A 9,622-nucleotide genomic window follows, 5' to 3' on the forward strand; every position below is an offset into this window, starting at 1 on the left:
GGTAGGGTTCGAGCATCTCCACCAGCACGCGCACCACCGAGCGGGGCGTGTAGAACTCGCCGCCGCGCTTGCCTTCGGCGCCGGCGAACTGGCCGAGGAAGTATTCGTACACGCGGCCGAGCACGTCTTTGGCGCGGTTGGCTTCCTCGCCCAGGCCGATGTTGGACAGCAGGTCGATGAGCTCGCCGAGCATCACCTTGTTGAGCGCCGGGCGGGCGTAGTCTTTGGGCAGTACGCCTTTGAGCGACTCGTTGTCGCGCTCGATGGCGCGCATGGCGTCGTCGATGAGGCTGCCGATCTCCGGGCGCTTGGCGTTGGCCTGCAGGTGGGACCAGCGCGCCGCCGGGGGTACCCAGAAGATGTTGTCGGCCAGGTACTCGTCGCGGTCCTCGGCGACTCGAGGGTCTTCGGCGAGCAAGGCGCGGTGCTTGGCGTCGAACGCGTCCGAGATGTACTTGAGAAAGACGAGGCCCAGCACGACGTGCTTGTAATCGGAAGGCTCCATGTTGCCGCGCAGCTTGTCGGCGGCCTTGAAGAGCTCGGCTTCGAAGCCGAGGTGCGGGCGGGTATTGACGCCGTTGCGGCCGTTGTCGTTGCGTGCCATGGTCGGAGGGGGTATGCGATGCCGCAGGCGGCGGGGGCGGCATTGTGCCAGCCGCACCCGGCGCGATTGACAGCCCGCCGGGCGCGGTGTTTTATCGGCCGCGGCGCCTGGCCGCCCCAACCGAATATCAGGAGAAACCGATGGCCGATCCGCAGATTGCCCAGAAGGGCCCCTACGTCGAGGAAACCGAGCCCGGCACCTACTGGTGGTGCGCCTGTGGCAAGTCGGGCGACCAGCCGTTCTGTGACGGCTCGCACCAGGGCACGGGCTTCGTGCCGCTGGAATACAAGGTGACCGAGAAGGCGACGCTGGCCTGGTGCGGTTGCAAGCACACCAAGACGCCGCCGTTTTGCGATGGCTCGCACCGCGCGCTTTGACGCCTTCCCACTGATTGCCGGCGCCCGCGTTTTCGGCCGAAAGCGCGGGCGTCGTCGTTTCTGGACCTCAGCATGACCGACACCGACGCGCCCCTGTGGCAGCCGTCCGCGCAGCGCATCGCGGACGCGAACCTCAGCGCCTTCATCGCCCGCTACCGGCCCGGCGCCGACTACGCGCAGCTGTACGACTGGTCGGTGACCGAGCTGCAGGCGTTTTGGCGGGCGGTGTGGGAGTTCTGCGGCATCGTGCACCACACCCCGCCGCGGGCGGTGCTGGAGGATGCGGACCGCATGCCGGGCGCGCGCTGGTTCGTGGGCGCCACGCTCAACTTCGCCGAGAACCTGCTGCGCTGGCGGGACGACCATCCGGCGCTGGTGTTCCGCGACGAGACCGGCAGCCGGCGCGAGCTGAGTCATGCCGAGCTCGCGGCGCAGGTGGGCGCGCTCGCGGCGGCATTGCGGGACTTCGGTGTGCAGCCGGGCGACCGGGTGGCGGGTTACCTGCCGAACATCCCGGAGGCGGTGGTCGCCATGCTGGCGGCGGCGAGTGTGGGTGCCATCTGGTCGTCCTGCTCGCCGGATTTCGGCGCGCGGGCGGTGCTGGACCGCTTCGGGCAGATCGCGCCCAAAGTCGTGTTCGTTTGCGGCGGCTATCACTACAACGGCAAGGCGCAGGACCGCCGCGCGGCGGTGGCGCAAATCCTGGCCGGCCTGCCGAGCACCCGGCACGTGGTGGCGGTGCCGTATGGGCCGTGGCGCGTCGAGTCGGCGCCGGTGGCGCTGCACGACTGGGACGCGCTGCTCGACGCGCACGCCGGCGCGGCGCCGCAATTCACGCCGCTGCCGTTCGACCACCCGCTGTACGTGCTGTATTCGTCCGGCACCACGGGCGTGCCGAAGGGCATCGTGCACGGCGCCGGCGGCACGCTGCTGCAGCATCAAAAGGAGCACGTGCTGCACACGGACCTGAAGCGCGAGGACCGCCTCATCTATTTCACCACCACCGGCTGGATGATGTGGAACTGGCTGGCGAGCGCGCTGGCCGTGGGTTGCACGCTGATCCTGTACGACGGCGCGCCGTTCGTGCGCCCGGCCGAGCTGTTCGACGTGGCCGAGCAGGAGCGGGTGACGGTGTTCGGCACCAGCGCCAAGTATCTGGCGGCGGCCGAGAAGGCCGGCGTGCGGCCGGTGCGCACGCACGATTTGTCCGCCCTGCGCACGCTGCTGTCGACCGGCTCGCCGTTGGCGCCGGAGGGTTTCGATTACGTGTACCGGGACGTCAAGGCCGACCTGCTGCTGGCCTCGATCAGCGGCGGCACCGACATCTGCGGCTGCTTCATCGCCGCCAACCCGATCGGCCCGGTGTACCGCGGCGAGCTGCAGGCGCGCGCGCTCGGCATGGCGGTGCGCGTGTACGACGAGGCCGGCCGCGAGCTGATCGGCGAGAAGGGCGAGCTGGTGTGTGTGCGGCCGTTTCCGTCCATGCCGGTTGGCTTCTGGAACGACCCCGACGGCAGCCGTTACCGGGCGGCGTACTTCGAGAAATTCCCCGGCGCGTGGTGCCACGGCGACTACGTGGCGCTGAACGCCCGCGGCGGCATGGTGGTGTACGGCCGCTCGGACGCGGTGCTCAATCCCGGCGGCGTGCGCATCGGCACCGCCGAGCTGTACCGGGAAGTCGAGCGCCATCCCGAGGTGCTGGAGGCGGTGGCGGTGGGCCACGAGGTGGGCGACGACGTGGAGGTGGTGCTGTTCGTGCGCCTGGCGCCGGGGGTGGTGCTGGACGAGGCGCTGCAACGGCGCCTGCGCGACGCCATCCGCGCCAACGTGAGCCCGCGCCACGTGCCGGCGCACATCCTCGCCGTGCCGGACATCCCGCGCACCATCAGCGGCAAGATCGCGGAGCTTGCCGTGCGCGAGGCCATCCACGGCCGGCCGGTGAAGAACCTGGACGCGCTGGCCAACCCGGATGCCATCGATCACTTTCGCGGCGTGCTGTAGCAGGCCGTTGAAAATCTTTTTCAACGGCCTGCTATGGCCTGTTAAGGCAAGCCAGGGATGGCTTGCGCGCTTATCGAGCGCGTCGAGTGCTCGATAAGCGGAGGCCGTCGCGGACCGGTGCCGCGACGAGCCGAGTTGGAAAAGGGCAGGAAGCCCTTTTTCAACCGCCTGGTCGGCGCGTCGTCAAAAATCCGCCGCGGCCGGGCGTGGCGCGGCGTCAACCGACCGTTTGCTTCAATTAACACACTGAAAATAAACCGCCAATAGGCTTGGCACCCGATTTGCTTAAGGCCGCCCGAATCCTCGCACAGGAGCACTTCGGCATGGCGACTCGGGAAGCGGATCTGGAGCTCGGCGGCAAGGCCGGTGCCAAGGGCGGCAAGAAAAACCTGCTGCTGATCGGGCTGGGCGCGCTGGCGCTGGTGGCGGTCAGCATCGGCGCCACGGTGTTCCTGCTCGGCGGGCGGGCGGCGCCGGCCACCGAGCAGGCGCCGCCCGCCAAGGTGGAGTTGCCGGTCACCTACCTCGCGCTCGAGCCGGCCTTCGTGGTCAATTTCGAGGACCAGGGCGCCATCCGTTTCCTGCAGGTGTCGGTCGAGATCGCGACCCGTGAGCCCAAGGTGGCGGAGGCGGTCAAGCTGCACATGCCGGTCATCCGCGACCGGCTGATCGTGCTGTTCAGCGGCGCCGACTATGCCACCCTGGCCAGCCGCGAGGGCAAGGAAGCACTGCGTGCGCAGGCCAAACAGGCGCTGCAGGACATCCTGCGCGCCCAGGGTGCGCCGGACGCGCTCGAGGGCCTGTACTTCACCAACTTCGTGATGCAGTGACATGGCGCGCGACGAGCTGGTGACGCCGGACGAACTCAGCGCCCTGCTCGACGCGGCGCCGGCGCGGCCGGGCGCGCGTGGCGTCGAGCCCTACGATCTGGCCTCGCGCCTGCCGGCGCAGGACGGCGCCGACCTGCCGGCGCTTGCGCGCATCACCGAGTACTTCTGCGAGGGATTCACGCGCAGCCTCGGCCGCTATTTGGGCCGCGATACGCTGGTGTCGGCGCGCGGCTCGCAGCTGCGCGAGTACCGCGATTTCGTGCACAGCCTGCCGGAGCGGGCCAGCGTGCGCGGCCTGGAGCTGGCGCCGCTGCCCGGCAACGGCGTGCTGGCGCTCGAGCCGGGGCTGCTGTTCACGGTGGTGGAGAGCTTTTTCGGCGGCGGGCGCGCCACGGCGCCGTCCGGCAGTCGCGACCTGACACCCACCGAGCGACGCATGCTCGGCAATTTGCTCGAGCTGCTGCTGCCGGAGCTCAAGACGGCCTGGTCGCCGCTGCTGCCGCTGAGCCTGGGCGTGGCGCCGAGCGACGTCGACCCGCTGCTGGTGTCGCTGATCGACCCGGTGGAAATCGTGCTGGTGCAGAGCTTCGAGGTGGCGCTGCTCGGCGGTGGTGGCGATTTTCACCTGGCGCTGCCCATGTCGGCGCTGCAGGGCATCTGGCCGGCGCTGCGGGCCGGCGCCAGCAGCGCGCCGGCCGACGATGGCGCCTGGCGCGCCGCCCTCAAAGCGCGCTTGCTCGACAGCCCGCTGACGCTGCGGGCCGAGGTGGCGCGTCGCCAGTCCACGCTGCGCCGGGTGCTCACGCTGCAGGTGGGCGAGGTGCTGACGTTCGAGCGCGCCGACGCGGCCCGCCTGGTGGTGGAGGGCAGGCCGCTGTTCGTCGGCGAGTTCGGTGTTTCGAACGGCAACAACGCCGTGTCGGTGACCGGGCGGCTGCCGGCCGTCGGCGCGCCAGGCAAGTCAGGAGAGCAAAAGTGAGCGAAACCGAGTTCGAACAGGGCGCCGCGGCGCCGGCGCGCGCCGAGGCCGACGTGGATCTCGGCCTGATCATGGACATTCCGATCACGCTGACGGTGGAAGTCGGCCGCACGCGCATGAGCATCGGCCGCCTGCTGGCGCTCGGCCAGGGCGCGGTGGTGGAACTCGACCGCGTGGCCGGCGAGCCGCTGGACGTGCTGGCCAACGGCACGCTGGTGGCGCGCGGCGAGGTGGTGGTGGTCGAGGACAGGTTCGGCATTCGGCTCACCGAAGTGGTGAGCCCGGCGGCGCGGGCGGCGGGAGTCGCCTGATGCGCGCGGCCGGCCTGTTGCTGCTGATGCCACTGCCGGCCGCGGCGGCGCCATCGGCGCTGGCCGCGAGTGGGCAGATGCTGGTCAGCCTGTTGCTGGTGGTGGGGCTGATCGGCGGCCTGTTCGTGGTGCTGAAGCGCCTGCAGGCGCGCGGCGGTGCGGCCGGCGCCATCCGTGTGCTGGCGGCGCAGAGTCTTGGCACGCGCGAGCGGGCGGTGCTGCTGGAGGTGGCCGGCCGGCAGGTATTGATCGGCGTCGCGCCCGGCCGGGTGCAGACGCTGCTGGTGCTGGACGGGCCGGCCGATGCCGCGCCGTTCGCCGCCGCCCTCGACGGCGCCCGCGGTGCGCCGGGGGCGGCATGAAGCGCCTCGCCTTGGGTTTGATTCTGCTGGCGCCGCTGCCGGTGCTGGCGGCCGGCCTGCCGGCGCTCACGCTGACGCCGGCCGCCGGCGGCGGCCAGACCTGGAGCGTGAGCCTGCAGGTGCTGGCGGTGATGACGTTCCTGACGCTGCTGCCGGGCGTGCTGCTGGCGATGACGTCGTTCACGCGCATCGTGATCGTGCTGGCCATCCTGCGCCAGGCGCTCGGCACCGGGCAGACGCCGTCGGCGCAGATCCTGGCCGGCATGGCGCTGCTGCTGACGCTGTTCGTGATGGGGCCGGTGCTGGAGCGCATCAACGCCGACGCGCTGCAGCCCTACCTGAAGGACGAGCTTGCGTTCCCGGAGGCGGCGCAAAAGGCGGCCGCGCCGCTGCGCCAGTTCATGCTGGCGCAGACGCGCGAGAGCGACATCGCCACCTTTGCCCGCATCGCCGGCAAGGAGCCAAGTTTCGAGAGCCCGGACGCGGTGCCGTTCACGCTGCTGATGGCGGCGTTCGTGACCAGCGAGCTGAAAACGGCGTTCCAGATCGGCTTTCTGCTGTTCGTGCCGTTCGTGGTCATTGATCTCGTGGTCGCGAGCGTGCTGATGTCGCTCGGCATGATGATGCTGTCACCGATGATCATCTCGCTGCCGTTCAAGATCATGCTGTTCGTGCTGGTGGATGGCTGGTCGCTGGTGCTCGGCACGCTCGCCGGCAGCTTCTACCGGTGAGCGCGCGATGACCCCGCAAACCGTGCTCGACGTCGGCCGCGAGGCGCTGTGGATGTGTCTGCTGCTGGCCGGCGGGCCGCTGCTGGCGATGCTGGTGGTGGGCCTGGTGATCGGCATGCTGCAGGCGGCGACGCAGATCAACGAGATGACGCTGAGCTTCGTGCCGAAGCTCGTCGCGATGGCGCTGCTGCTGGTGCTGACCGGCCCGTGGCTGCTGCAGACGCTGGTCGATTACACCCAGCGCCTGATCACTGCCATCCCGGGCCTCGTCGGCTGATGGACATCGACAGCGCCCGTATCGGTGCCTGGGTCGGCCAGTTCGTGTGGCCGTTCCTGCGCCTGTCGGCGTTTTTGCTGGCGGCGCCGCTGTTCGGCGCGCGCGCCGTGCCGGTGCGCGTGCGTGTCAGCCTGGCGGCGCTGCTCGCCGCGCTGCTGGTGCCGGCGCTGCCGGCCATGCCGGCGGTCGATTTCCTGTCGCCGCTCGGGTTTCTTACCGCCGTGCAGCAGGTCGGCATCGGCGTGCTGGGTGGTTTTCTGCTGCAACTGTTCCTGGCCGCGCTGACGTTTGCCGGCGAGCTGGTGTCGCTCGGCATGGGGCTCGGGTTTGCCTCCATGGTGGACCCGCAAAACGGCTTGAGCGTGCCGATCCTGTCGCAGCTATACGTGATGCTGGCGCTGCTGCTGATGCTGGCTGCCGACGGCCACCTGCTGCTGCTGGAGCTGCTGGCGCACAGCTTCACCACGCTGCCGGTGGGGCCGGTGGGGCTCGCGTTTTCGGACTTTCGCGCCGTGGCCGGTTTCATTGCGGACATGTTCGCGCTGGGGCTTTTGGTGGCGCTGCCAGCGGTCACGGTGCTGCTGGTGGTGAACCTGGTGTTCGCGGTGGTCAGCCGCGCCGCGCCGCAGCTGAACCTGTTTGCGGTCGGCTTTCCGGTGTCGCTGCTGGTCGGCCTGCTGGTGGTGCTGATGACGCTGCCGGCGCTGACCGGCCAGTGGGACGGCATCTTCGGGCAGGCCACGCAGCGCCTTGTCGGCTTGTTCGGAGGCCGCTGAGATGGCGGAAGAATCCGGCCAGGAACGCACGGAAAAGGCCACGCCCAAGCGTCTTAAGGACGCGCGGGACAAGGGCCAGATCGCCCGCTCGCGGGAGCTGAACTCGGCCGCGTTGGTGCTGCTGGGCGTGGCTGGGCTGTGGGCGCTCGGCGGGCATCTGGGGTCGGTGTTCATCGGCCTGATGCGCAGCGGTTTCACGCTCGACCGCGCCGCCGCGCTCGATCCGGCGGCGCTGGTGTCGCGCCTGGGTGCCGCCTGCGGGCAGGCGCTGTGGGCGCTCGCGCCGTGGTTGTTGCTGGCGCTGGTGGTGGCGGCGGTGGCGCCGCTGCTGCTGGGCGGCTTTCTGCTGTCCGGCGAAAACCTCATGCCGAAGTTCGAGCGCCTCGATCCCATCAAGGGCCTCAAGCGCGTGTTTTCGGCCCAGGGCGCGGTCGAGACCGGCAAGGCGCTCGCCAAGTTTCTGGTGCTGGGCGGCATCGCCTGGCTGGTGGTGCGGCAGATGGCGCCGGCGCTGCTCGCGCTCGGCAGCGAGCCGATGCCGGGCGCCATCGTGCACGCGGCGGGTCTCACCGCGAAGGCATTTTTCCTGACTGCGCTGGGGCTACTGCTGATCGCCGCCGTGGACGTGCCGTTCCAGCTGTGGAACCACGCCCGCCAGCTGCGCATGACGCGCCAGGACATCAAGGACGAGATGAAGGAGTCCGAGGGCCGGCCGGAGGTGCGCGGGCGCATCCGCCAGCGCCAGCAGGAACTCTCCCGCCGCCGGATGATGCAGGACATCCCGAAAGCCTCCGTGGTCATCACCAACCCCACGCACTACGCGGTGGCGCTGCGTTACGACCTCGGCCGCGACGGTGCGCCGCGCCTGGTAGCCAAGGGCGCTGATTTCGTCGCTCAGCAGATTCGTGCCGCGGCCAGAGAGCACGGCGTGCCGATCCTGGAGCAGCCGCCGCTGGCGCGCGCGCTGTACTACACCACCAAGCTCGGCGCCGAGGTGCCGCGCGAGCTGTACACGGTGGTCGCGCAGGTGCTGGCTTGGGTGTACCAGCTGCGCGCCGGCCAGCAGGGTCTTGCCGATCTGCCGGCGCTGGATGTGCCGCAAGAGCTGCAGCGCCCGCGCGGCGCAGTGACGGCCGACTGAGAGCTTGTGAATTTTTCAAGCTCTCAGGCCGGCCAGGGATGGCCGGACGCGAATCGAGCCCGCGGGGCTTGATTCGCGGGAGCCCGTCCGGGCGTGTACCGGACGGGCGGCGCAAGAAATGCGCAGGACGCGCATTTCTTCACAAACCCTGAGGAGACGACACCGTGACGACCGCAACGCTACGCATCGGCAACTGGCGCGCGCTGATGGGGATGGGGCTGGGCACCCCGCTGCTGGTGCTGACGCTGCTCGGCATGATGCTGATCCCGCTGCCGCCGTTGCTGCTGGACCTGCTGTTCACGTTCAACATCGCCCTGTCGCTGGTGGTGCTGCTGGTGGCGGTGTACGCGCTGCGCCCGCTGGACTTTGCGGTGTTCCCGACCCTGCTGCTGGTGGCCACCTTGCTGCGTCTGGCGCTGAACGTCGCCTCCACGCGCCTGGTGCTGCTGCACGGCCACACCGGCCCCGGGGCGGCCGGGCACGTCATCGAGGCGTTCGGCGCGTTCGTGATCGGCGGCAATTACGCCGTGGGCCTGGTGGTGTTCATCATCCTCATGATCATCAACTTCGTGGTGGTCACCAAAGGCGCCGGGCGGGTGTCGGAAGTCAATGCCCGCTTCACGCTGGACGCCATGCCCGGCAAGCAGATGGCGATCGACGCCGATCTGTCGGCCGGCATCATCAACCAGCAGCAGGCGCAGGCCCGGCGCGAGGAAGTGCGCCAGGAAGCCGACTTCTACGGCGCCATGGACGGCGCCAGCAAGTTCGTGCGCGGCGATGCCGTCGCCGGCGTGCTGATCCTGGTCATCAACATCCTGGGTGGCATCGCCATCGGCATGGGTCAGCACGGCATGGCGGCCGGCGAGGCGCTGCGCGTGTTCAGCCTGCTGACGATTGGCGATGGCCTGGTGGCACAGGTGCCGTCGCTGCTGCTGTCGGTGGCGGCGGCCATTTTGGTAACGCGCGTGTCGCAATCGGCCAGCGTGTCCACGCAGGTCAGCAACCAGTTGCTGGCGAATCCGACCGCGCTCGGCATTGCGGGTGGACTGGTCGGCGTGCTGGGCCTGGTGCCGGGCATGCCGCATTTCGCCTTCCTGACGCTCGGCGGCGGGCTGGTCTGGGCCGCCTGGCGCCTCGCCCGGCGCCGGGCGGCGCCCGCCGGTGCCGAGCAGGCCGCCGCCGGCGCGGCGGCGCTGCCGGCGGCCGAGGAAAGCCGGGAAATCGGCTGGGAAG

The 9,622-nt window shown here is 69.9% G+C and carries 12 protein-coding genes; 11 read left to right on the plus strand and 1 reads right to left on the minus strand.

Translation table 11 applies throughout. The features are described 5' to 3' along the window. Nucleotides 1–604, minus strand: a 604-nt coding sequence (locus PHC73_RS07475) for a class I SAM-dependent DNA methyltransferase (RefSeq protein WP_300126335.1), incomplete at its 3' end; no start/stop codon positions are given. Between the two features lie 140 nt (nucleotides 605–744). Here PHC73_RS07475 and PHC73_RS07480 point away from each other — a divergent pair. The 11 genes from PHC73_RS07480 to PHC73_RS07530 all read left to right on the plus strand — a co-directional run. Beyond that, nucleotides 745–981 carry a CDGSH iron-sulfur domain-containing protein gene (locus tag PHC73_RS07480; protein ID WP_300126337.1) on the plus strand — a complete coding sequence of 79 codons (237 nt, stop codon included), beginning with the start codon at nucleotides 745–747 and terminating at the stop codon, nucleotides 979–981. Nucleotides 982–1,053: 72 nt separating this feature from the next. After that, nucleotides 1,054–2,982 carry an acetoacetate--CoA ligase gene (locus PHC73_RS07485; RefSeq protein WP_300126339.1) on the plus strand — a complete coding sequence of 643 codons (1,929 nt, stop codon included), beginning with the start codon at nucleotides 1,054–1,056 and terminating at the stop codon, nucleotides 2,980–2,982. A 323-nt stretch (nucleotides 2,983–3,305) separates the two neighbouring features. Continuing rightward, on the plus strand, nucleotides 3,306–3,812 hold the full coding sequence (locus PHC73_RS07490) for a flagellar basal body-associated protein FliL (RefSeq protein WP_300126341.1): 507 nt from the start codon (nucleotides 3,306–3,308) through the stop codon (nucleotides 3,810–3,812). A 1-nt stretch (nucleotide 3,813) separates the two neighbouring features. After that, a complete protein-coding gene (locus tag PHC73_RS07495; protein ID WP_300126343.1) occupies nucleotides 3,814–4,791 on the plus strand; it encodes a flagellar motor switch protein FliM in 978 nt (325 codons plus the stop codon). Beyond that, nucleotides 4,788–5,102 (plus strand): flagellar motor switch protein FliN, encoded by a 315-nt coding sequence (fliN, locus tag PHC73_RS07500; protein WP_366949827.1) that lies wholly within the window; start codon nucleotides 4,788–4,790, stop codon nucleotides 5,100–5,102. Before PHC73_RS07495 ends, fliN begins: the two co-directional genes overlap by 4 nt. Continuing rightward, nucleotides 5,102–5,464 carry a flagellar biosynthetic protein FliO gene (locus tag PHC73_RS07505; RefSeq protein WP_300126345.1) on the plus strand — a complete coding sequence of 121 codons (363 nt, stop codon included), beginning with the start codon at nucleotides 5,102–5,104 and terminating at the stop codon, nucleotides 5,462–5,464. Before fliN ends, PHC73_RS07505 begins: the two co-directional genes overlap by 1 nt. Continuing rightward, nucleotides 5,461–6,195 (plus strand): flagellar type III secretion system pore protein FliP, encoded by a 735-nt coding sequence (fliP, locus tag PHC73_RS07510; protein WP_300126347.1) that lies wholly within the window; start codon nucleotides 5,461–5,463, stop codon nucleotides 6,193–6,195. The genes PHC73_RS07505 and fliP overlap by 4 nt, the downstream gene beginning before the upstream one ends. Nucleotides 6,196–6,202: 7 nt before the next feature. Then, entirely contained in the window at nucleotides 6,203–6,472 is a 270-nt protein-coding gene (gene fliQ, locus PHC73_RS07515; protein WP_300126349.1) for a flagellar biosynthesis protein FliQ, read from the plus strand. After that, nucleotides 6,472–7,248 carry a flagellar biosynthetic protein FliR gene (fliR, locus tag PHC73_RS07520; RefSeq protein ID WP_300126351.1) on the plus strand — a complete coding sequence of 259 codons (777 nt, stop codon included), beginning with the start codon at nucleotides 6,472–6,474 and terminating at the stop codon, nucleotides 7,246–7,248. Before fliQ ends, fliR begins: the two co-directional genes overlap by 1 nt. 1 nt (nucleotide 7,249) lies before the next feature. Continuing rightward, nucleotides 7,250–8,389 (plus strand): flagellar biosynthesis protein FlhB, encoded by a 1,140-nt coding sequence (gene flhB / locus PHC73_RS07525; RefSeq protein WP_300126353.1) that lies wholly within the window; start codon nucleotides 7,250–7,252, stop codon nucleotides 8,387–8,389. 206 nt (nucleotides 8,390–8,595) lie between these two features. Next, nucleotides 8,596–9,622 (plus strand): FHIPEP family type III secretion protein (locus PHC73_RS07530; protein WP_366949828.1); only part of this gene is annotated, 1,027 nt, incomplete at its 3' end.

Origin of the sequence: Immundisolibacter sp. (assembly GCF_028696615.1) — a bacterium.
Classification (GTDB): Bacteria; Pseudomonadota; Gammaproteobacteria; order Immundisolibacterales; family Immundisolibacteraceae; genus Immundisolibacter.

What these genes read in the sequence shown, in the direction of transcription:
- PHC73_RS07505 (WP_300126345.1), top strand. Translation starts at nt 5,102, where the DNA reads ATGCGCGCGGCCGGCCTGTTGCTGCTGATGCCACTGCCGGCCGCGGCG.
- PHC73_RS07480 (WP_300126337.1), top strand. Translation starts at nt 745, where the DNA reads ATGGCCGATCCGCAGATTGCCCAGAAGGGCCCCTACGTCGAGGAAACC.
- PHC73_RS07490 (WP_300126341.1), top strand. Translation starts at nt 3,306, where the DNA reads ATGGCGACTCGGGAAGCGGATCTGGAGCTCGGCGGCAAGGCCGGTGCC.
- flhB (WP_300126353.1), top strand. Translation starts at nt 7,250, where the DNA reads ATGGCGGAAGAATCCGGCCAGGAACGCACGGAAAAGGCCACGCCCAAG.
- PHC73_RS07495 (WP_300126343.1), top strand. Translation starts at nt 3,814, where the DNA reads ATGGCGCGCGACGAGCTGGTGACGCCGGACGAACTCAGCGCCCTGCTC.
- fliP (WP_300126347.1), top strand. Translation starts at nt 5,461, where the DNA reads ATGAAGCGCCTCGCCTTGGGTTTGATTCTGCTGGCGCCGCTGCCGGTG.
- fliR (WP_300126351.1), top strand. Translation starts at nt 6,472, where the DNA reads ATGGACATCGACAGCGCCCGTATCGGTGCCTGGGTCGGCCAGTTCGTG.
- fliQ (WP_300126349.1), top strand. Translation starts at nt 6,203, where the DNA reads ATGACCCCGCAAACCGTGCTCGACGTCGGCCGCGAGGCGCTGTGGATG.
- PHC73_RS07485 (WP_300126339.1), top strand. Translation starts at nt 1,054, where the DNA reads ATGACCGACACCGACGCGCCCCTGTGGCAGCCGTCCGCGCAGCGCATC.